The organism is Mesorhizobium sp. M0195 (assembly GCF_040322115.1).
Taxonomy (GTDB): Bacteria; Pseudomonadota; Alphaproteobacteria; order Rhizobiales; family Rhizobiaceae; genus Mesorhizobium.
The window spans coordinates 320,364-342,278 of record NZ_JAMYSV010000003.1 but is presented as its reverse complement, the minus strand read 5'-3'; the positions used below and the strand labels follow the sequence as shown (position 1 = coordinate 342,278).

Annotated in this window: 19 protein-coding genes; 11 read left to right on the top strand and 8 right to left on the bottom strand. The window is 63.1% G+C overall.

Translation table 11 applies throughout. From position 1 onward, the window contains the following. Positions 1–6 precede the first annotated feature (6 nt). From NKJ12_RS09835 to NKJ12_RS09825, 3 genes are all read right to left on the bottom strand, one after another. Positions 7–1,563 (bottom strand): formate dehydrogenase beta subunit, encoded by a 1,557-nt coding sequence (locus NKJ12_RS09835; RefSeq protein ID WP_352702413.1) that lies wholly within the window; start codon positions 1,561–1,563, stop codon positions 7–9. After that, on the bottom strand, positions 1,560–2,039 hold the full coding sequence (locus NKJ12_RS09830; protein ID WP_352702411.1) for a formate dehydrogenase subunit gamma: 480 nt from the start codon (positions 2,037–2,039) through the stop codon (positions 1,560–1,562). The genes NKJ12_RS09835 and NKJ12_RS09830 overlap by 4 nt, the downstream gene beginning before the upstream one ends. A gap of 133 nt (positions 2,040–2,172) precedes the next feature. Beyond that, entirely contained in the window at positions 2,173–3,072 is a 900-nt protein-coding gene (locus NKJ12_RS09825) for a LysR family transcriptional regulator (protein WP_254816176.1), read from the bottom strand. A 193-nt stretch (positions 3,073–3,265) separates the two neighbouring features. Here NKJ12_RS09825 and NKJ12_RS09820 point away from each other — a divergent pair, with 193 nt between their 5' ends. Next, positions 3,266–3,907, top strand: coding sequence for a DUF47 domain-containing protein (locus NKJ12_RS09820; RefSeq protein WP_254816177.1), 642 nt, complete (start codon positions 3,266–3,268; stop codon positions 3,905–3,907). Next, positions 3,907–4,911, top strand: a complete 1,005-nt coding sequence (locus tag NKJ12_RS09815; RefSeq protein ID WP_352702409.1) for an inorganic phosphate transporter — start codon at positions 3,907–3,909, stop codon at positions 4,909–4,911. The genes NKJ12_RS09820 and NKJ12_RS09815 overlap by 1 nt, the downstream gene beginning before the upstream one ends. Positions 4,912–4,949: 38 nt before the next feature. Here NKJ12_RS09815 and NKJ12_RS09810 read toward each other — a convergent pair whose 3' ends face one another. Continuing rightward, complete coding sequence (locus NKJ12_RS09810; protein WP_352702550.1) at positions 4,950–5,327, bottom strand: VOC family protein; 378 nt, start codon at positions 5,325–5,327, stop codon at positions 4,950–4,952. A 195-nt stretch (positions 5,328–5,522) separates the two neighbouring features. On the opposite strand from NKJ12_RS09810, the gene NKJ12_RS09805 reads away from it, so the two are divergent. The 4 genes from NKJ12_RS09805 to chrA all read left to right on the top strand — a co-directional run bounded on the left by NKJ12_RS09805 (position 5,523) and on the right by chrA (position 11,237). Further along, a complete protein-coding gene (locus NKJ12_RS09805; protein ID WP_254816180.1) occupies positions 5,523–6,707 on the top strand; it encodes an Mrp/NBP35 family ATP-binding protein in 1,185 nt (394 codons plus the stop codon). Positions 6,708–6,942: 235 nt separating this feature from the next. Further along, positions 6,943–8,748: an IlvD/Edd family dehydratase gene (locus NKJ12_RS09800; protein ID WP_352702407.1), complete on the top strand. Its 1,806-nt coding sequence runs from the start codon at positions 6,943–6,945 to the stop codon at positions 8,746–8,748. Between the two features lie 270 nt (positions 8,749–9,018). Further along, positions 9,019–9,852: a chromate resistance protein ChrB domain-containing protein gene (locus NKJ12_RS09795; protein ID WP_352702406.1), complete on the top strand. Its 834-nt coding sequence runs from the start codon at positions 9,019–9,021 to the stop codon at positions 9,850–9,852. Further along, positions 9,849–11,237, top strand: a complete 1,389-nt coding sequence (chrA, locus tag NKJ12_RS09790) for a chromate efflux transporter (protein WP_352702404.1) — start codon at positions 9,849–9,851, stop codon at positions 11,235–11,237. The genes NKJ12_RS09795 and chrA overlap by 4 nt, the downstream gene beginning before the upstream one ends. 3 nt (positions 11,238–11,240) lie before the next feature. Here chrA and NKJ12_RS09785 read toward each other — a convergent pair whose 3' ends face one another. Further along, complete coding sequence (locus NKJ12_RS09785; RefSeq protein ID WP_352702402.1) at positions 11,241–12,830, bottom strand: trimethylamine methyltransferase family protein; 1,590 nt, start codon at positions 12,828–12,830, stop codon at positions 11,241–11,243. Between the two features lie 192 nt (positions 12,831–13,022). Further along, entirely contained in the window at positions 13,023–14,516 is a 1,494-nt protein-coding gene (gene pdxR, locus NKJ12_RS09780) for a MocR-like pyridoxine biosynthesis transcription factor PdxR (RefSeq protein ID WP_352702400.1), read from the bottom strand. Positions 14,517–14,521: 5 nt separating this feature from the next. On the opposite strand from pdxR, the gene NKJ12_RS09775 reads away from it, so the two are divergent. From NKJ12_RS09775 to NKJ12_RS09765, 3 genes are all read left to right on the top strand, one after another. Further along, on the top strand, positions 14,522–14,677 hold the full coding sequence (locus NKJ12_RS09775; RefSeq protein ID WP_254816186.1) for a hypothetical protein: 156 nt from the start codon (positions 14,522–14,524) through the stop codon (positions 14,675–14,677). A 93-nt stretch (positions 14,678–14,770) separates the two neighbouring features. Continuing rightward, entirely contained in the window at positions 14,771–16,414 is a 1,644-nt protein-coding gene (pgi, locus tag NKJ12_RS09770) for a glucose-6-phosphate isomerase (RefSeq protein WP_352702398.1), read from the top strand. 5 nt (positions 16,415–16,419) lie between these two features. Next, positions 16,420–17,154, top strand: coding sequence for an HAD family hydrolase (locus NKJ12_RS09765; protein WP_352702396.1), 735 nt, complete (start codon positions 16,420–16,422; stop codon positions 17,152–17,154). Here the strand turns inward: NKJ12_RS09765 and NKJ12_RS09760 are convergent. Further along, positions 17,126–17,782 carry a class I SAM-dependent methyltransferase gene (locus NKJ12_RS09760; protein WP_352702548.1) on the bottom strand — a complete coding sequence of 219 codons (657 nt, stop codon included), beginning with the start codon at positions 17,780–17,782 and terminating at the stop codon, positions 17,126–17,128. The genes NKJ12_RS09765 and NKJ12_RS09760 overlap by 29 nt on opposite strands. Positions 17,783–17,868: 86 nt before the next feature. After that, positions 17,869–19,500, bottom strand: coding sequence for a long-chain-fatty-acid--CoA ligase (locus tag NKJ12_RS09755; RefSeq protein ID WP_352702394.1), 1,632 nt, complete (start codon positions 19,498–19,500; stop codon positions 17,869–17,871). A 16-nt stretch (positions 19,501–19,516) separates the two neighbouring features. Here NKJ12_RS09755 and NKJ12_RS09750 point away from each other — a divergent pair, with 16 nt between their 5' ends. Next, positions 19,517–20,215 (top strand): hypothetical protein, encoded by a 699-nt coding sequence (locus tag NKJ12_RS09750; RefSeq protein WP_352702392.1) that lies wholly within the window; start codon positions 19,517–19,519, stop codon positions 20,213–20,215. A gap of 94 nt (positions 20,216–20,309) precedes the next feature. Then, positions 20,310–21,902, top strand: a complete 1,593-nt coding sequence (locus NKJ12_RS09745) for an ABC transporter substrate-binding protein (protein WP_254816244.1) — start codon at positions 20,310–20,312, stop codon at positions 21,900–21,902. The last annotated feature ends 13 nt before the right edge of the window (positions 21,903–21,915 follow it).

Genomic DNA, 21,915 nt, shown 5'->3' with positions numbered 1-21,915 from the left:
CCGCTCCTATTCCGCTGCTTCGGCGACCGGCGTCGGCCGAAAGTCGTCCGGGAAATGGTTGAGTGCACTCATCACTGGATATGGGGTGAAGCCGCCGAGAGCGCAAAGCGAGCCGAACTTCATCGTGTTGCAAAGGTCGGTGACCAGTGCGATCTGCTTTTCCGGTTCGATGTTCTGGGCGAGCCGGTCCAGCACCTCGACGCCACGCGTCGAGCCGATGCGGCACGGCGTGCACTTGCCGCAGCTTTCGATAGCGCAGAATTCCATAGCAAAGCGTGCCTGCTTCAGCATGTCGGCGCTGTCGTCGAAAACGACGATGCCGGCATGGCCGATCAGCCCGTCCTTGGCGGCAAACGCCTCGTAGTCGAATGGCGTGTCGAACAGGGCGCGCGGGAAATAGGCGCCGAGCGGGCCACCCACTTGCACAGCCTTGACCGGACGCCCGGTCGCCGTGCCGCCGCCGATATCGTCGACGATCTCACCCAACGTCATGCCGAACGCCGCCTCATAGAGACCGGGATATTTGACGTTGCCGGCAATCTGGATCGGGATGGTGCCGCGCGAACGGCCCATGCCGAAATCCTTGTAGAAGGCGGCGCCCTTGTCCATGATCACCGGCACCGAGGCCAGCGAGATGACGTTGTTGATCACCGTCGGCTTGCCGAACAGGCCCTTGTGCGCCGGCAGTGGCGGTTTGGCCCGCACCTGTCCGCGCTTGCCTTCGAGGCTGTCGAGCAGCGCCGTCTCCTCGCCGCAAACATAGGCGCCGGCGCCGATGCGGACTTCCATGTCGAATGAATTGGCCGAGCCGAGCACGTTGACGCCGAGCACGCCGGCCTTGCGGGCGATCTCGACGGCCTTCTGCATCACCGCCACCGCATGCGGATATTCGGAGCGGATGTAGATGAACCCCTTCGTCGCACCGGTGGCGATGCCGGCGATCGCCATGCCTTCGATCAGCACGAAAGGGTCGCCTTCCATGATCATGCGGTCGGCGAACGTGCCGGAATCGCCTTCATCGGCATTGCAGACGATGTATTTGCGCTCGGCCGACGTATCGAGCACCGTCTTCCATTTGATGCCGGTCGGGAAGCCGGCGCCGCCACGACCGCGCAGCCCGGACTCGGTCACCTGCTTGACGATGTCGGCCGGCGTCATCGCCACTGCATTCTGCAGGCCGTTCAGCCCGCCATGCGCCTTGTAGTGATCGAGCGACAGCGGATCGGTGACGCCGCAGCGCGCAAAGGTCAGCCGCGTCTGCCTGGCCAGGAATGGGATCTTGTCGGGAGCGCCGAGCCAGCGCTTGTGGTGACCGCCCGTGAGGAAGCCGCAGTCGAACAGGCTTTTGACGTCGGATGGCTTCACCGGCCCATAGGCGATACGGCCATTGGCCGTTGCCACCTCGACCATCGGCTCGAGGAAATAGGCACCGCGCGAGCCGTTGCGCACGATCTTGGCCTCGATGCCGCGCTCGGCCAATTCCGCCCGAACCGCTTTGGCGACCTTTTCCGCGCCCAGCGCCAGCGCGCCGGAATCGCCGGGAATATAGATACGCGGGATCATGAGCGCACCTCGGCAACGATTTCATTGAGCTTTTCGTCGTCGAGCCGCCCGATCACCTCGCCGTCCAGCATCGCCGACGGCGAGCAGGCGCAAAGGCCGAGGCAATAGACCGGCTCCAGCGTCACCGAACCGTCGCGGGTTGTCTCGTGGAAGCCTATGCCCAGCAAGGATTTGAGCCTGGCGGCAATCGCATCCGAACCCATCGACTGGCAGGCTTCCGCCTGGCAGAGCTTCAGCACATGCCGGCCGGCCGGCTGGCTGCGATAATCGTGATAGAAGGTGACGACGCCATGCACCTCGGCCCTGGAGATGTTCAGCGCCTCGGCGATGACCGGCAGCGCATCCTGCGGCACATAGCCGAACTCTTCCTGTATGCCGTGCAGGATCGGCAACAGCGGGCCTTCGAGGCCTTTCAGCTCGTGGATGATCGCCGCGGTGCGCGATGCGATCTCGGTACTTGCAGGCTGCATCGTCATGCAGCGCCCTCCCTGGTCGTGGCGGTCTTCCGCTAAGTGCTTAGGAAATCAGAGGAAACCCGCTAAATCAATAAAGCCGATCCGTTGCTCGATAGAAATTTTCTATCGTTCGCGATCACCAACATTGTCTAGCCTAGCGACGGGTGCGGAAATCGTCCGCCAGCGCCATTGCCTCGTCCAACAGCGCCGAGACCAGCGGCGTGTGCGGTTCGCGCGGCGCCGCCACCAGCCCGACGGTGTGGCTGGCATCCGGCTCGACGATCGGGATAGCCCGGATCGGCTCGGAAAAGCCGAACGTTTCCGCAAGGTTAAGCGGCATGATGGACGACCATTTGCCGGTGCGGATATGCGAGAACAGCACGATCATCGAGTTGGATTCCAATGTCGGCCGCACCTGCACGCCGGCTTCGGCCAGATGCTGGTCGATGATGCGGCGGTTCTGCATGTCCGGCGTCAGCAGGCAGAGCGGCAGCTGACTGAGCTCGGCCCATGTCACTTTGTCGCGGTCGAAATACGGGTTCCCGACGGCGGTGATCAGCTGATAGCGCTCGTCATAGAGCGGCACGCTGGTGACGCGTCCGAGCGGCTCGTTGTCGAGATAGGTGATGCCGGCGTCGATATCGAAATTGCCGAGCAGCGACAGCACCTCGATCGAGGTCCGCGACAGCACCGAGAAGGTGACGCCGGGGTGTTTTGCCCGAAACGGCGTCGTCAATCGCGCCACCATGGCCAGCGCCGTCGGGATCGCCGCGATGCGGATACGCCCTGACAGGCCGTGACGCGCCGCCCGCATCTCCTCGCGCATGGTCCTGCTGTCGCCGACGATGCGGCGCGCCCACACCAGCACCTGTTTGCCTTCCGGCGTCAGCCCCTGGAAGCGCGAGCCGCGCAGCACCAGCATCACGCCGAGCTGGCCCTCCAGCTGCTTGATGCCGGCCGAAAGTGTCGGCTGGGTGACGCCGCATACTTCGGCCGCCCGGCCGAAATGCTCTTCCTTGGCAAGTGCTATGAAGAATTCCAGCTTGTCGATCATGCCGTCGGGAGCCTGTCACGGACGATATGTCCTGTCGTAGCGCGCAAGGTCGTGGAAATCGCCTTCGGCCGCAAGCCGCCTGTGTAAATCGTCCGCATCCACATCTTTCAGCCGGCTTACTGTTTCCCGCAATGGAATGCGGCGCTATGTGGATCAGACGGGGTCGTGGACTGGACACGACGGGAGACCGAACATGCTGGGCTGGTTCCGCAAGCTTTTGCCGCGCGAAGATCGCTTCTTCGACCTGTTCGAGCGGCATTCCCGCACCGTGGTCGGTGGCGCCGAGGCACTGCAGCAGCTTCTGCAGGGCAACGACATCGACCGCTGGTGTCAGACGATCATCGATCTCGAGGACGAAGCCGATCAGATCACCGCGGAGGTGCTGCTTGCGGTGCGGCGCTCCTTCATCACGCCCTTCGATCGCGGCGACATCAAGGACCTGATCCAGTCGATGGATGATGCCATCGACATGATGCACAAGACCGTCAAGACCGTAAGGCTGTTCGAGAAGAAGGAATTCGACCCGCTGATGCAGGAAATGGGAGGCGTCATCGTCGAGGCCGCCAAGTTGGTGGCCGAGGCGATCCCGCTGCTCGGCAAGGTCGGGGCGCACACGGTGCGCCTCAATGCCATCGCCGAGGAAGTCATGCGCGCCGAAGGCCGGGCCGACGACCTGCACGAGCAAGGCCTGAAGGACCTGTTCAAGCGGCATGGCCGCAGCGACCCGATGGCCTATCTGATCGGCAGCGAGATCTACGGCCAGCTGGAGAAGGTGGTCGACCGCTTCGAGGACGTTGCCAACGAAATCAGCGGCATCGTCATCGAGAACGTATAGTGGAAGCCGCGATAGCCTTTCCCGTGCTGGTCGGCCTTGTCGTCGTCGCGCTGTTCTTCGATTTCCTCAACGGCCTGCACGATGCCGCCAACTCCATCGCCACCATCGTCTCCACCCGGGTGCTGCGGCCGCATTATGCGGTGTTCTGGGCGGCCTTCTTCAATTTCATCGCCTTCATGTTCTTCGGTCTCCACGTGGCGGAGACGCTGGGAACCGGCATCATCGACGCCAGCATCGTCACGCCGGCAGTGATCTTCACAGCACTTGTCGGCGCCATCGTCTGGAATATCGTCACCTGGCTCGTCGGCATCCCGTCCAGCAGTTCGCACGCGCTGATCGGCGGTCTGGTCGGCGCCGGCGTCGCCAAGGCAGGCACCGGCGCCATCGTCTGGGCCGGGTTGGGCAAGACCACGGCGGCCATCGTGCTATCGCCGGCGGCAGGCTTTCTGCTGGCGCTCGTCCTGATCCTCGCGGTCTCCTGGCTGTTCCTGCGGCAGACACCGTTTGCCGTCGACAGCACCTTCCGCGTCATGCAGTTCTTTTCCGCCTCGCTCTATTCGCTCGGCCATGGCGGCAACGACGCGCAGAAGACCATGGGCATCATCGCCGTGCTCCTCTATTCGCAAGGCATGCTCGGCGCGAATTTTTACGTGCCGCTGTGGGTCGTCATCACCTGTCAGTCGGCGCTGGCGCTGGGCACATTGTTCGGCGGCTGGCGCATCGTCCACACCATGGGCTCCAAGATCACCCGGCTGAACCCGATGCAGGGTTTCTGCGCCGAGACCGGCGGTGCGATTACCCTGTTCGCCGCCACCTGGCTCGGTATTCCTGTATCGACCACGCACACGATCACCGGCGCCATCATCGGCGTCGGCGCCGCCCGCCGCGTCTCCGCCGTTCGCTGGGGCATTGCCGGCAACATCGTGGTGGCATGGATCGTCACCTTGCCGGCAACCGCGGCCATCGCGGCTCTCACCTACCTCGCGGTCGGCCTGGCATGGTGACAGCACCGTAGCACTGCGCGGCTTGCGATGCGCCGTATCTACCTATCCACAAGGTTCAGGATGTTGCCGTCCGGATCCTTGAACCATGCGACCTTCATGCCCTGGCCGACATGGACATCGCCCTCAAGCGTCAGGCCTGGCATGTCGTAATGCTCGAAGGCGACGCCCTTCGATTTCAATGCCTCAACGATTTTGCCGAGTTCATCGCCGACCGTCCAGGTCACAGCCGTGGCCTTGTTGGTCCCAGCGAAGTTCGAACGGTACACGTTGATGGCGGTATCGCCGCTTTTATAGACGATCAGTTCACCACCCTCATTGTTCACTTCTTTCAGGCCGAGGACCCCTTCGTAGAATGCCCTGGCCTTGGCCAGGTCCTTCACAGCGAGATTGGCCGTTGCGTTGCTGTTTGCGAGCATGATTCGTCTCCTTCCCTGGCGGTCATTCCATGTCCACTGAAATAGGTTGCGTTGACGATTTGGCGACGGCCACTCCCGCTGGAAATGCTGTCGTATGGTCGCTTCCTCCCCGATACGCCGCTGCAACTGTTGGTCCATCGCTTGGTTCTGTTCCGGAACTGCATTATCTGGAGCGGAAAAGTAGAGGAAAAACTCATGCCCGCCGCCCATGAAAACGTGACCAAGGAAATGGTTATCGAGCGCCTGAAGACGGTCAATGGGCCGGATTTCACCGGCAATATCGTCGACCTCGGCATGGTTTCCGAGATTTTCATTGCCGATGCCAAGGTGTTCTTCTCGATCACCGTTCCCGCTGCCCGTGCCCAGGAGATGGAGCCGCTGCGTGCGGCGGCCGAACGTGTCGTCAAGGCGATCCCCGGTGTCGCCGGCGCCGTGGTCGCGCTGACGGCGGAAAAGAAGGGCGGCGGCATGGAGGCGCCGGTTCCGCAAAGACCGGCTCAGAGGCCCGCTCCATCGGCTGCACCTGCGCGTCCCGCCCCGCAGGCGCCTGCCTCGCACAGCCAGGGCAAGCGCGGCGTACCCGGCATCGAGGCCATCATCGCCGTCGCTTCCGGCAAGGGCGGCGTCGGCAAGTCGACCACCGCCGTCAATATCGCCCTTGGGCTTGCCGCCAACGGGCTGCGGGTCGGCGTGCTCGATGCCGATATTTATGGCCCTTCCATGCCGCGTCTGCTCAACATTCGAGGCAGGCCGCAGACCGTCGACGGCAAGATCCTGAAACCGATGCAAAATTATGGCCTCAAGGTCATGTCGATGGGCTTTCTCGTCGATGAGGAGACGCCGATGATCTGGCGCGGGCCGATGGTGATGTCGGCATTGACGCAGATGCTGCGCGAGGTCGAATGGGGACCGCTCGATGTGCTCGTCGTCGACATGCCGCCCGGCACCGGCGACGCCCAGCTGACCATGGCCCAACAGGTGCCGCTGGCCGGCGCCGTCATCGTCTCGACGCCACAGGACCTGGCCCTGATCGATGCGCGCAAAGGCCTCAACATGTTCAGAAAGGTCGACGTGCCGCTATTGGGTATCGTCGAAAATATGAGCTATTTTCTCGCCCCCGATACGGGAAAACGCTACGACATCTTCGGCCATGGCGGCGCGCGCCGCGAGGCCGAGCGTCTCGGGGTCACCTTCCTTGGCGAAGTGCCGCTCGAGATGGGCATCCGCGAAAGCTCGGATGCTGGCACGCCGGTGGTGGTCTCGAAACCCGATGGCGCCGAGGCGAAAATCTACCGCGACATCGCCGCCAAGGTTTGGGACCGCGTCAATGAAGAGCGCGGCGCGGCCGAGGCTGCAGTGCCGAGCATCGTGTTCGAGTGATGCGGATGTCCTCCCCCAAGTGGGACCTTGAGGGGAGGGCGGCCGGAAGGGCCGGGTAGGTCCGCGGCGACACGTTCCAGCTTTTCCGGGATAGCGGGCTGACAAACCACGATCCCGTCTAGCGCGGAGGCAGATGTGTGTCTATCGCACCAAAGTGCGGATTCGGATTGCGCGTGCCCCTTGCCTGCTCCCGCGCGTTGTCATATCGATTTGTCATACAAATACGGAGACCACGATGGCAGGCGCCCCCACCAGCAAGAAAAAATTTCGCTCGCAGGAGTGGTTCGACAATCCCGACAATCCGGGCATGACGGCACTCTATCTGGAACGTTACCTGAATTACGGGCTGACGCGGGCCGAACTGATGTCCGGCAAGCCGCTGATCGGCATCGCGCAGACCGGCTCGGACCTGTCGCCCTGCAACCGCCACCACATCGAACTGGCCAAGCGCGTGCGCGAAGGCATTGTCTCGATGGGTGGCATCCCTTTCGAGTTCCCTTGCCACCCGATCCAGGAGACCGGCAAACGGCCGACTGCTGCACTTGATCGCAATCTTGCCTATCTCAGCCTGGTGGAGGTGCTCTACGGCTATCCGCTCGACGGTGTGGTGCTCACCATCGGCTGCGACAAGACGACGCCGGCCATGCTGATGGCCGCGGCCACCGTCAACATCCCGGCCATCGCGCTTTCGGTCGGGCCGATGCTCAACGGCTGGCACAAGGGCAAGCGCACGGGCTCCGGCACTATCGTCTGGGAATCGCGCCAGCGCCTGTCGGCCGGCGAGATTGGCTATGACGAGTTCATGGATATCGTTGCCTCCTCGGCCCCGTCGACCGGCTATTGCAACACGATGGGCACCGCCACCACGATGAATTCGCTGGCCGAGGCGCTCGGCATGCAATTGCCGGGCTCGGCCGCTATCCCCGCCCCCTATCGCGAACGCGGCCAGATCGCCTACGAGACCGGAAAGCGCATCGTCGACATGGTGCATGAGGATCTGAAGCCCTCCGACATCATGACCCGTAAGGCCTTCGAGAACGCCATCGTCGTCAACTCGGCGATCGGCGGCTCGACCAATGCGCCGATCCACCTCAACGCCATCGCCCGCCATCTCGGCGTGCCGCTCGACAATGACGATTGGCAGAAGGTCGGCCTCAACATACCGCTCATCGTCAATCTGCAGCCGACGGGCGAATATCTCGGCGAGGACTATCACCATGCCGGCGGCGTGCCGGCCGTGATCGCCGAACTGATGAAGGGCGGTCTGCTGCCCTATCCGGAAGCCACGACCGCTAACGGCAAGACCATCGGCGACAATTGCCGCGGCGCCGTTAACGAGAACCTCGACGTCATCCGCACGGTTGCCGAGCCGCTGAAAGCCAATGCCGGCTTCATCAATCTCAAGGGCAATCTGTTCGATTCGGCGATCATGAAGACCAGCGGCATCTCGCCCGAGTTCCGCGAGCGGTATCTGTCGAACCCGAAGGACCCCGAAGCCTTCGAGGGCAACGCCATGGTCTTCGACGGCCCCGAGGACTATCACGCCCGCATCGACGACCCGGCACAGGGCATCGACGAGCACACCATCCTGTTCATGCGCGGCGCCGGTCCGATCGGCTATCCCGGCGGCGCCGAAGTCGTCAACATGCAGCCGCCTGCCTATCTGATCAAAAAGGGCATCCACGCGCTGGCCTGTATCGGCGACGGTCGTCAGTCGGGCACGTCGGGCTCGCCATCGATCCTCAACGCCTCGCCGGAAGCCGCCATCGGCGGCGGCTTAGCACTACTGAAGACGGGCGACCGCGTCCGCATCGACCTGCGCAAGGGCACCGCCGACATCCTCGTCAGCGACGACGAGATCACGCGGCGCCGCGCCGAGCTGCAGAACAATGGCGGCTATCACTATCCGAAGCACCAGACGCCCTGGCAGGAAATCCAGCGCGGCATGGTCGACCAGTTTTCCGAGGGCATGGTGCTGAAGCCGGCGGTGAAATACCAGGATGTGGCTCATACAAGCGGCGTGCCGAGGGACAATCACTGACCAGGGTCCATCGCACGGGCCAGCCGTCAGGTCGCCGGTGTTGCGGTCACCTCATTTCTCCCCGTTAACAGCCCGCTAACGGGGAGAAATGTCCGGCACAGAGTTGGACGCGATCGTTTGTCAAAAACGATTGTCCTGCGACAGCAGGGACAAATGCTTGACAAGCGAGCGTGACAAATCCACGATCATCGCAAGGGGTGCATCGCGACGACCCCGTGAGGCGTCAGCCCAACGTTCGCGTCCAAGCTTCTCTTTCAGGAGGTGGACGCCATGCCGTCAACAACCGCTATCACCGTATCGCAACTATCCCGTCTGATTGGGCTGCCGGGTGCGCCCGCAGTCATCGACGTCCGCATCGATGATGACTACAACGCCGATCCGCGCCTGCTGCCGGGGTCGGATCGGCGTGATTTCAGGACTGTCTCGAACTGGGCTGCCGACTTCGCCGGCAGGCAAGTGACACTTGTCTGCCAGCAGGGGAAAAAGCTCTCGCAAGGCGTGGCCGCATGGCTGCGGCACGAGGGCATAGCCGCCGAATCGCTCGACGGCGGGTTTGAAGCATGGCGCGATGCCAAGGGCCTTCTCGTTCACGCCGACAAGATACCGCCCGCCGACGCCAAGGGCCGCACCGTTTGGGTGACGCGTACGCGCCCGAAGGTCGACCGCATCGCCTGCCCCTGGCTGATCCGGCGCTTCATCGATCCTCACGCGGTCTTTCTCTTCGTCGAGCCGGCCGAAGTGGCAGCCGTCGCCGATCGCTTTCAGGCCGTGCCTTTCGACATCGAGAACGTGTTATGGAGCCACCGCGGCGAACGCTGCACCTTCGACACCATGATCGAGGAGTTCGGGCTTAAATCGGAAGCGCTCGATCGCCTGGCCACGATCATACGCGCTGCCGATACTGCGAGCCTCGATCTTGTTCCACAGGCGGCCGGGTTCCTGGCCGCCTCGCTTGGCCTGTCACGGATGTTTCGCGACGATCTGGAGCAGCTCGAGGCCGGCATGCTGCTCTACGATGCGTTCTTCCGCTGGTGCCGCGATGCCACCGAGGAGACGCATAACTGGCCGGCCGCCGGCGCAGTCAGCGCGGGCAAACCATCGTGAGCGCCGTCCTTTCGAAAAAGCCGGCGGAGATCCGGGAGTCCGCTGTGCCGAGCTTCCGGCAGGCCGTGAAGGTCTGGGCGAAAATCGGGGTGCTCAGCTTCGGCGGCCCGGCCGGGCAGATCGCGCTCATGCACAAGGAACTGGTCGAGGAACGGCGCTGGATCGGCGAACAGCGCTTCCTGCATGCGTTGAACTACTGCATGCTGCTGCCTGGCCCCGAGGCCCAGCAGCTCGCCATCTATATCGGCTGGTTGCTGCACAAAACGGTCGGTGGCCTTGTTGCCGGCATTCTCTTCGTTGTGCCGGGCGCGCTTGTAATGCTCGTCCTGAGCAGCCTCTATGCGCTCTATGGCGATGTACCACTCGTCGCGGCGCTGTTTTTCGGGGTCAAGGCAACCGTGCTCGCCATTGTCATCGAGGCGGTGATCCGGATCGGCAGACGCGCGCTGAAAAACCCGGTCATGGTGTCGATCGCACTCGCCGCCTTCATCGCCATCTACGCGTTGAACGTGCCGTTTCCGCTGATCGTGCTGCTTGCCGGCCTGGCAGGCTGGGTCGGCAACCGTAGTGCGCCGGCATTTTTTTCCGGGGCACCACAGGGCAAGGGCGATGTTCCCGACATCAAGGGCGCGGTCGATCTGATGTTCGAGCGCGGCGAACTGACCCACGTCAGGCCGACGCGATGGCATGCGCCGCGCACTTTGGCGATCTGGCTGCCGATCTGGCTGGGGCCGGTTCTGCTCGTCTGGGCTGTCACCGGCCCTGCCAGCGTTTGGACGCAAATCGGTGGCTTCTTCAGTGTCATGGCGGTCGTCACCTTTGGTGGCGCCTACGCCGTGCTTGCCTATGTCGCGCAGGCAGCGGTCGAGTCCTTCGGCTGGCTGGCACCCGGTGAAATGGTCGACGGCCTTGGGCTTGCCGAAACCACGCCCGGCCCGTTGATCCTGGTCTTGCAGTTTGTCGGCTTCGTCGCCGCCTTCCGCCACTCCGGCGCGCTCGCGCCGCTTCTTGCCGGATTGTTTGGAGCGCTGCTTACGCTGTGGGCGACGTTTACCCCATGTTTCCTGTGGATATTCCTTGGCGCGCCCTACATCGAAGCGCTGCGCGGCAACAAGGCACTGTCGGCGGCGCTCGGTGCGATCACCGCCGCCGTCGTCGGCGTCATCATGAACCTCGCTCTATGGTTCGGCTTGCACGTCATCTTCGGCGAAGTGCGCAATGTCGGGCTTGGAATGGACGTGCCGGTGCTTTCATCGATAGACTGGCGCGCGGCGCTGCTTTCCTGTGCCTCGATGATCGCCATCCTGAAGCTGAAGATCGGCATGCTGCCGACGCTCGCCGGATCGGCACTGGCCGGTGTCTTGTTGCTGGCTGCGAGCGGGTAACGCTCAGCCGCCCATTCTGTCGCGCGGCAGCTTGATCATATCGCCGAAGCGGGCGCGCAATTTGTCGTCGACCGGTTTTGGCACATGGCGCGGGAAGCGTTCGGCAAGCACGCGTTTCTTCTCGATGATCGCCCGTTGCAGGATATCGGGCCTGCCTTTCTCATTCCATTCCTTCGGCGAAAAGCGGTCGCCGACGGCCGGATAGAAATATTCGGTCTGCATCAGCCGCAGCGTCTGCTCGTTGCCGAGATAATGGCCCGGCCCTTTCAGGCAGACATCGGCAATGGTGTCGATCGACAGCGACTCGTCCGTCACTTCGATGCCGCGCACGCAGCGCAGGCAGTGGCCGAGCATGTCATTGTCGATGATCAGGCTCTCCAGGCAGAAGCCGAGCAGCGAGGCATGCATGCCGGCCGACTCATAGACCAGGTTGAGGCCGGCGAGACCGGCCATCACGTCGGTTATGCCCTTTTCGTAGCCGGACTGAATGTCAGGCAGTTTCGAATCTGTCATGCCGGCGGCCGAACCGCCCGGCAGGTCGTAGAATTGCGCCATCTGCGCGCAGGCCGCGGTCAGCACCGCCTGCTCGGCCGAACCGCCCGACATGGCGCCGGTCCTGAGATCCGAGACAAACGGCCAGGTGCCGAAGATCGCTGGATGGCCGGGCTTGATGGCGTTGACGTAGATGAGGCCGACGAGCACTTCGGCGACCGCCTGCACCACGGCGCCGGCAATCGCCGCCGGTGCCGTCGCACCCGCCTGTCCTGCCGACAGCAGCAGGATCGGAATGCCGCCCTCGACACAGGCTTCGAGAACGCCGCAGGCGTCCTCGGCAAATTTCATCGGCGGCACGACGAAGCAGTTCGAATTGGAGACGAAAGGCCGGGCGCGAAAATTCGCTTCGCCGCCCGCGATCGCATAGAGCATGTCGAGCGCCGGCTTGACGTTCTCGCGCACGGTAAACGAGGTCCCGACATGCTTCGACGTGCCCATGACGCAGGCGTAGAGCGTGTTGAAATCCATATCGAGCGGGTCGGGAATGTCGCGCGGCACCATTGGCCGCTGGAAGAAATGGATGTTGTCGAGCCCTTCGACCAGGCGCGCGGCATCGTAAATGTCCTGCAGCAGCGACTCGCGATACTCACGCTTTTCGACATCGACAAGATGCACCGCAGCACCAGCCGTGCCGTAATGCACACGCTTGCCCTGGATCACCATGTCGTGCTTCGGATCCTGGCCGTGCAGGGTGAAATGCCGCGCCGCTTTCTTGATGGTCTCGAGCACAAGGCCGCGAGGAAAGCGCAGGCGGCCGTCCTCACCGAGGGTCGCGCCCGCCTTGGTCAGCGCCTCGATGCAGGAGGGGATGGCATTGGCGAAGCCGACCGTCTCCAGAAGGGTAAGCACGGCCTCGTGGATACGTTCGCAATCGCTGCCGCTGAGCGGGCTGTAGCTTCCGCCTTCGAGGCCGGCGCGCACCGGCTTGACGTCGTCGGCAAGCGGCGCCGCCCGCATGGCGCGGCGCGCCTCGCGCCCGCCGGACCGCCGCGAACGCTGGTCTGCGGACACGTCCTGCTTCTCATGGGCCATTGGCATGAAGGCACTCCAACTTTAGCTGCGGAGCGGGCGCGGCGGTTGGTCCACCATCTGCCTGCTTCGTCCCCTATACTCCGACTATGCCGCCGGCATTGGCACAGCCTATGTGCCAGCCGATCCCGTCGCATATGCCAAGGAGCTAAAGAACCGGAGCCGCACTACATGCGCCAGGCTCCGGTCGGGGAAGGGAGATCAGGCCGCTGCCGGCCTGCGTCCAGCTGCCGTCGCCAGTTCGCGGATGCCGGGTTCGATGTGCTGCAACGCGATCGAGGAAATGCCCAAGCGCATGAAACGCGATGGCTTTTCGGTACGATCGAAGAAGCGGTCGCCGGGCTCGATGATGACGCTGCGCGAGGCTGCGGCCTCCGCCAGTCCGCGCGAATCGGTGCCGCGCGGCCCCTCGAGCCAGAGCGACGTACCGCCGGCCGAATCGGTCGAGCGCCATTCAGGCAGGAAGGCGGAAATCGCATGGACCAGACGCTTGCGCCTCTCGTCGAAGGCGCTCGACAGCCGCCGCACCAGCGCCTCGTGATGGCCGAGCGACAGGAAGAGCGCCACGGCGCGCTGGTTGTTGGCCGGCGGATGGCGCAGCATGAAGCGGCGCAGCGCCCGAAGCTCGGAGATCAGCCCGGCCGAGGCGACGATGTAGCCGAGCCTGAGGCCGGGAGCCAGCGTCTTCGACATCGAGCCGACGTAGACGACGCGGCCGGACCGATCGAGGCTCTTCAGCGCCTGCTGCGGCGCCTCGTCCAGGAGCTGGCTGTCATAGCCGTCCTCGATGATGATCTGGTTGTGCCGGTTGGCGCGCGCCAGAAGATCCTGCCGCCGCTCCGCCGACAGCGGCACCATGGTCGGGCAATGGTGGCTGGGCGTGACGAAGACGAAGCCGGAATCACTGGGAATGGCAGAGGTTACGATGCCGGAGGGGTCGACTGGAACCGGCTGGATATCGGCGCCGGCCAGCCGGAAGATCGAGCGTGCATCGGGATAGCCGGGGTCTTCCATCGCCACCTTGGAGCCCTTCGTCATCAAAAGCGTGGCCAGCATGTAAAGCGCGTTCTGCGCGCCCAGCGTCACGATGATCTCGTCCGGATTGGCGAAGATGCCGCGCCGCGGCAGCAGCCGGGCCTGGATCTGCTCGATCAGGAGCGGATCGTCGCGGTCGACCATGTCGGATGCCCAGTTGCGGATTTCGAGCACCGCCAGCGCCATGCGGTTGCACTCGCGCCATTCGGCGGTCGGGAACAGCGCCGGGTCGAACTGGCCGTAGACGAAGGGGTAGGACGACTTGATCCAGTTGTCGTGCTTGGCCGGCGGCGGCATGTCGCTCGCCGCGATCTGCCGGCGCGCCTTCCAGTCGATCTCGTTGGCCTGGTCGGGCGCCTTCTGGTGCGGCTTGGCCGGCGTCGCCAGCACCTCGGGATTGACAAAATGGCCGCGGCGCTCGCGCGCCACCAGGAAGCCCTGGTCGACCAGCTGCTGGAAGGCCAGCACCACGGTGCCCCGCGCCACGCCGAGTTTTTCGGCAAGAATCCGGCAGGACGGAAGCGGCATCGAAGCCGCGATCTGCCGGTCGAGGATGGCGGCGACGATCGCCTGGCGGATCTGCGCCTGCAGGGTCTGACCGGAGTCCGCCGAAATCCGGAACAGGCCGGACCATATGGCCGTGTCGTTTCGCTGTGGCATGGGAGATGTTCCTCGATGGCCAGCTTTTTTCACTTGGCTGGACCAGTCGAATGTACCGGTGGCACAAGGTGTTGCGCCAATCAATTTTTCTGATCGCTGGGATTTATGCCAGTGATCCTTTGCGCCGGCCCGCGCTGCGCTGCGGCATCGCTGCGCATTGAAACAGATGGAATTCGACCCGATAGTTTGCCGCGACGACACGCGCCGGAAACATCCGGCCTGATAAGATGCACCTCAAGAACCGGAGCGAGGCAGTGGATCAACCGTCCTTTCAAAAGCAGCTCGGCGCGTTGCGCGATCATCGTGCGGCCAAATCGGGCTCGATGCGCGAGGCTTTCGCCGCCGATCCGCAGCGCTTCGCGAAATTCTCCGCCAGCGGCGGCGACGTGCTGCTCGACTGGTCGAAATGTGCGGTCGATGCGCGGACGATGGAGTTGCTGGAGAAGCTGGCTGAGGCCGCCGACCTCGAAGGCCGGCGCGACGCGATGTTTGCCGGCAAGAAGATCAATGTCACCGAAGGCCGCGCCGTGCTGCACACGGCGCTGCGCAACCTGACCGGCAAAGGCATCGTGCTCGACGGCCAGGACGTGAAGGCGGAAGTCCTTGCCGTACTCGACGCGATGGGTGCCTTCGCCGACGCGGTGCGTTCCGGCAAGGCGGCCGGCGCGACCGGCAAGAAGATCACCGACATCGTCAACATCGGCATCGGCGGCTCCGATCTCGGCCCTGCCATGGCGACGCTGGCGCTGGCGCCCTATCATGACGGGCCGCGCGCGCATTACGTATCCAATATCGACGGTGCCCATATCCACGACACGCTGAAGGGTCTTTCCGCCGAAACCACCCTGTTCATCATCGCCTCCAAGACCTTCACCACGGTCGAAACTATGACCAATGCCGAGACCGCGCGCGGATGGGTTGAGAAGGCGCTCGGCAAGGAAGCGGTCGGCAAGCATTTCGCCGCCGTCTCGACGGCGCTCGACCTGGTCGACAAGTTCGGCATCGCGCCCGATCGCGTCTTCGGCTTCTGGGACTGGGTTGGCGGCCGCTATTCCGTCTGGGGTGCGATCGGCCTGCCGGTGATGATCGCCATCGGCCCGAAGGATTTTCGCGCCTTTCTCGACGGCGCCCATGAGATGGACGAGCATTTCCGCACCGCGCCGCTGGCGAAGAACCTGCCGGCGCTGATGGGGCTGATCGGCTGGTGGCACCGCGTGATCTGCAAATACCCCGCTCGCGCCGTCATCCCTTACGATCAGCGTCTGTCCAGGCTCCCGGCCTATCTGCAGCAGCTCGACATGGAATCGAACGGCAAGAGCGTCACCCTGGACGGCGGCGCTGTGACGACGCCGACCGGCCCGCTGGTCTGGGGTGAGCCCGGCACCAATGGCCAGCACGCCTTCTTCCAGCTTCTGCATCAGGGCACCGATTTCATTCCGGTCGAATTCCTCGCCGCTGCCGTCGGCCACGAGCCGGAACTGAAGCATCACCACGACCTTCTGCTCGCCAATTGCCTGGCGCAGTCGGAAGCCTTCATGAAGGGCCGCACACTGGAGGAAGCCCGCGCACAGATGCTGGCGAAAGGCATGAAGCCGGCTGATGTCGACAGGATTGCTCCGCACCGCGTCTTCTCCGGCGACCGCCCCTCGGTGACGATCCTCTACAGAAAGCTCGACCCCCACACGTTCGGACGGCTGATTGCGCTCTACGAGCACCGCGTCTTCGTCGAAGGCACGCTGTTCAACATCAACTCCTTCGATCAATGGGGCGTCGAACTCGGCAAGGAACTGGCGACCGGGCTGCTGCCCGTCGTTGAAGGCAAGGAGAACGCCGCAAAGCGGGACGCCTCGACTGCCGGACTGGTGGAATACATTCACCGCTTGCGCGGCCCGGAGTGAAAAGCTTGGCGGACATCAAGGGAATATTGTTCGACAAGGACGGCACGCTCGTAGATTTCAACGCGACATGGCTGGGCATCGCCGACTTCATGGCGATGGATGCGGCCGAAGGCGATCGCTGGAAAGCAGACAGGCTGCTTGCGGCGGCGGGCTTCGACTTCGCCAGCAAGCGCTTCAAGCCGGATTCGATTTTTGCCTCGGGGACCAACATGGACGTCGTCGAGCTGTGGTTTCCACGGCTGTCAGACGAGGACCAGATGCTTGCCGTCGCCCGCTTCAACGCCATCACTTCGGCGCAGGGATCGGCAATGGCGGTGGCGCTGCCGGGTGTGGTCGAGACGCTTGGCCTGCTTCACAGAAAATCCTACCGGCTTGGCGTCGCCACCAACGACTCGACCAGCGGCGCGGAAAAGACCTTGGTCACTCTCGGCGTCGCGCAGCTTTTCGACGCCGCCTATGGTTACGATGCGGTGGCCAATCCAAAACCGGCGCCGGATACGATCCTTGCCTTCTCGGATCTGACAGGGCTCAGGCCGGCGACGATCGCAATGGTCGGCGACAATCGCCACGATCTGGAGATGGCGCGGGCCGGCGGCTGTGGCCTGGCGATCGGCGTGCTGTCCGGCACCGGCACGCGGGAATCGCTGTCGCAGATCGCCGACGTCATCCTCGATTCAGTTGCCGATCTGCCTGATTTTCTTGCGGCCCGAGTCAGCGAGACGGTCTTGACTCGCAGCTAAACTGTCCGAACGAGAACACGCCGCTCGGTTTCATCGCCGCATTCCTGCCTTCGCCGACATCCGGCACCTCGTATTCGGCAAGCAGGCGAAGCCGCGAGCGGGGCAGATAGGCGCGGCCCGGATCGCCGACCAGCACCTCCATGCCGGCAGCGAGGCAGCGGTCGAGGAAGGGGACGACCCGGCCGGCAAGATCATGGGCGTAAAACAGGTCGCCGACCACCACGACATCCACCGGTGGCGGCGGACCGCCGGTGATGTCCTCGCCGATCGTCGCAATCGCAACGCCGTTCGCCGCGGCATTGAGGCCGAGCGCAACCACACCGTTGCGGTCGATCTCGGCCGCGATCACCGCGCTTGCGCCGGCTTTTGCCGCTGCGATGCCGACGAGGCCCGAGCCGGCGCCGAGGTCGAGCACGCGACGGCCGGCCACGGTCTCCGGCCGGTCGAATATATAGCGGGCGAGCACCGCGCCGCCGGCCCAGATATAGGCCCAATACGGTGGCTCCGGTTCAGGTCCGTCCTCTTCGGTCGCGTGTTGGTTCCACTCGACAAGCCGCCTGAGCCCGCTTCCCGGATGGGCGGTGTAAAGCCGAATTTCGGGAATCGCAGGTACTGCCGCGATCCGCATGTTCGCCCGGATGAACTCTGCCGGGTCTGGGCGCGAACCTATGCCCACCACGTTGGTGCCGGCGATGCAATCGCTCAAGCTGCGCCTTAGCCCCGCAACGCCCGTCGCAGGATCTTGCCGACCGGTGTCTTGGGCAGCTCGGTACGGAACTCGATATGCCTTGGGCGTTTGTAGCCGGTCAGGTTCTCTTTGCAATAAGCCGCCAGCGCTTCGGCGGTCAGCCCCGGGTCCTTCCTGACGACGAACAGCTTCGGCACTTCACCCGAATGCTCGTCCGGCACGCCGATCGCCGCCACTTCGAGTACCCCCGGATGCTGCGCCACCACTTCCTCGAGTTCGTTCGGATAGACGTTGAAGCCGGAAACCAGGATCATGTCCTTCTTGCGGTCGACGATCTTGGTGTAGCCGCCCTCGTTCATGAAGCCCATGTCGCCCGATTTGAAGAAGCCGTCCTCTGTCATCACCTTGGCGGTCTCGTCCGGCCGGTTCCAGTAGCCGGCCATCACCTGCGGTCCGCGGATGCAGATTTCGCCGACTTCGCCGAGCGGCAAATTGTTGCCGTCGTCGTCGCGGATGGCGATCTCGGTCGAGGGCAGCGGCAGGCCGATCGTGCCGGTGTAGACGCCGTCGCTGAATTTGTTGATGGTTGTCCCCGGCGAGGTTTCGGTAAGCCCGTAGGCCTCGCTGATCGGGCAGCCGGTCAGCGCCTTCCAGCGTTCGGCGATCGGCCTCTGCACCGGCATGCCGCCACCCAGCGTCAGGATCAGCGGCTTGAAGTCGAGCTTGCGAAAATCCTCATTGTTGAGCAGCGCATTGAACAGCGTGTTGAGGCCCGGAAAGATGTGGATAGGGTATTTCTGCAGCTCTTTGACGAAGCCGGGAATGTCGCGCGGATTAGGGATGAGGACATTCTGCGCGCCTTGCTGCATGCCTACCAGCACGTTCGCCGTCAGCGCAAAAATGTGATAGAGCGGCAGCGCGCAGAGGAAGTTCAGATGCGCCGGCTTAGGCTTGACGGTAAAGGCGTCTTCAGCCCACAGCGCGTTCTGCGCGACATTCGCCAAAATGTTGCTGTGCAAAAGCATCGCGCCCTTGGAGATGCCGGTCGTGCCGCCTGTGTATTGCAGGAAGGCGATGTCGTCGGCCGCGACCTTTGCGGGCCTGAAGGCCATGCCGGCGCCTGCCTTCAGCGCGGCGCTGAATTTGACATGGCCGGGCAGCGACCATGCCGGCACCATCTTCTTGACGCGGCGTACAACGAAGTTGACGATTGGTCCCTTGAGCCCGCCTAGCATGTCGCCCATCGAGGCGACCACGATATGCGTGACTGCGGTCCTGGCGATCACCGTCTGCAGGGTACAGGCGAAATTTTCGAGGATGACAATGGCTTGAGCGCCGGAATCCTTGAGCTGGTGCTCCAGCTCGCGCGGCGTGTAGAGCGGATTGATGTTGACCACGACATAGCCGGCGCGAAGCACTGCCATGATCGCCACCGGATATTGCAGCACATTCGGCATCATCAGTGCGACGCGCGCGCCCTTCTGCAGCCCCGTTGATTGCAGATAGGCGCCGAAGGCGGCCGACTGTCGCTCGAGGTCGGCATAGGTGATCGATTTGCCCATGCAGACGAAGGCCGGCCGATTCGCAAATTGCTTGCACACGGTGACGAGAAAGTCGCCGATCGAGCTGGAGGGCAGAGCGCCGATCTCGGCCGGCACGATCTTTGGATAACTCTTGAGCCACGGTTTTTCCGGCAGGCCGGCGGCCAGCGACGTGATCGCCTTTGGTAATCTCTTGGCCGGACCTGCCGACGGTCGGGGCGCTGTCGGCACTGCCTTCGCCGCCGGCTTGGCGGCAGACTTTGCAGCAGGCGCCGTCTTGCGGGTTGCCGGTTTAGCAGCCGTTCCAGCCGTGGTCTTCGCCGCCGGCTTCGCGCTTGCCTTCGCGGTAGCCGCCGGCTTGGCGTCGGCCGCTTTTGACTTGACTGCTTTCGATGTTGCCTCGGCCTTTGCTTTCGCCGCGCTGGTTGTCTTTGCCGGTTTTGCCACCTGTCGCTCCCTCAATCGTTCTTATTGTTTCGGCATGCTTGCGCGCCACCACCGCCCTGATCAACAAAGATATCCCAACGCTTGCCGCAATGCCCGAAACCCGGGAAAATTCGGCACGCTGCCCATCTATCTATGTATTGCCACAAGCGGCGGCCATGCAAGCCTTCGCCACCAGGAGTGCGGTAAGACTTGCCGTCAAACCTCTCGGCCGCGACCGGTTTTCGGACGCGGGTCTCTTGAACCGAAAGGCTCGATTCCCACAATTGGCGGCATCGCCGATCAACAAAAAATTGAAGTCGCTAATAATGTCGTGATCTGCGGATTCGGCTCGTTTTTTCCACAATTTGCCGCGTGCCGGAATTTTTTTCTGCTTCCCGTGGGTTAGGCAAACAAGCAGTTCCAAAGCTAGAAAAACGGTGCTTATATGCGGCCTTCGCGAGCCTGATAGAGGGGCTTGGAAGAACATCAGGGAGTGCTCAATGAAAAAGAAACTGACTTTTGCAGCCGCGTTGCTGGCTGCAAGCGTCCTCGGCGGCATGGCCAATGCAAAACAACTGGTCTATTGCTCGGAGGCTTCGCCGGCCGGCTTCGACCCGTCGCCATGGAGCGGCGGCAACGACTTCGACGCCTCATCGCGCACCATCTATTCGCGCCTGGTCGAGTTCGAGCATGGCAAGACCACCATCTCGCCCGGCCTGGCAGAGAGCTGGACGGTTTCCGACGACGGTCTCGAATACACCTTCAAGCTTCGCCCGGGTGTGAAATTCCAGACGACCGATTATTTCACACCGACGCGCGACCTCAACGCCGACGACGTGATCTTTTCCTTCGAACGCCAGTGGAAGAAAGAAAGCCCGTGGTACAGCTATCTGGAAGGCACCGGCTGGGAATATTTCACCGGCATGGGCTTCCCCGATCTCCTGAAGGAAATCGTCAAGGTCGACGACCTGACGGTGAAATTCGTGCTGAACAAGCCTGAAGTAGCGTTCCTGCCGGACCTCGGCATGGATTTCGCCTCGATCGTTTCCAAGGAATATGCCGACCAGCTCGACAAGGCCGGCACCAGGCAGCAGTTCACCCAGAAGCCGGTCGGCACCGGTCCGTTCCAGTTCGTCGACTACCAGGTCGACGCGGTCATCCGCTACGCGGCATGGGACGGCTACTATGGCGGCCGCCAGAAGATCGACGATCTGATCTTCGCCATCACGCCCGATCCCGCCGTGCGCGCGCAGAAGCTGAAGGCGGGCGAATGCGATATCATGTCGTACCCGGCGCCAGCCGACATTGCCGGACTGCAGGCCGACACGAACCTCAAGGTCGATGAGCAAGAAGGCCTGAATATCGGCTACATGGCCTATAACACAACGCAGCCGCCCTTCGATAAGGTCGAGGTCCGCAAGGCCCTCAACATGGCGGTGAACAAGAAGGCAATCATCGACGCGGTCTATCAGGGTGCCGGCACGCCGGCCATCAACCCGATCCCGCCGACCATGTGGTCCTATAACAAGGACATCAAGGACGATCCCTATGATCCAGAGGCGGCCAAGAAAATGCTGGCCGACGCCGGCGTCAAGGATCTGTCGATGAAGATCTGGGCTATGCCAGTCAGCCGCCCCTACAACCCGAACGCCCAGCGCGTTGCCGAGTTGATCCAGGCCGACTATGCCGCCGTCGGCGTCAAGGCGGAGATCGTCAGCTACGAATGGACCGAGTATCGCCAGCGCGGCAAGGCCAAGGATCGCGATGGCGCCTTCCAACTGGGCTGGACCGGTGACAATGGCGATCCGGACAACTTCTTTTTCCTGCTCGGTTGCGATGCCATCGGCCAGTCCAATTATGCGATCTGGTGCAACCAGGAATTTGAAGCCTTGCTGAAAAAAGGCAAGGCAACGACGGACGTCGCCGAGCGCACCAAGATCTACGAGGAAGCTCAGGTGGTATTCAAGCGTGAGGCTCCGTGGCTGACCATCGCCCACTCCAAGGTCTTCATGCCGATGAACAAGAAGGTGTCGGGCTTCGTTATGGACCCGCTCGGCATTCATCGGTTTGACGGCGTCGACGTCACCGAATAAGTCCTGAGAAATT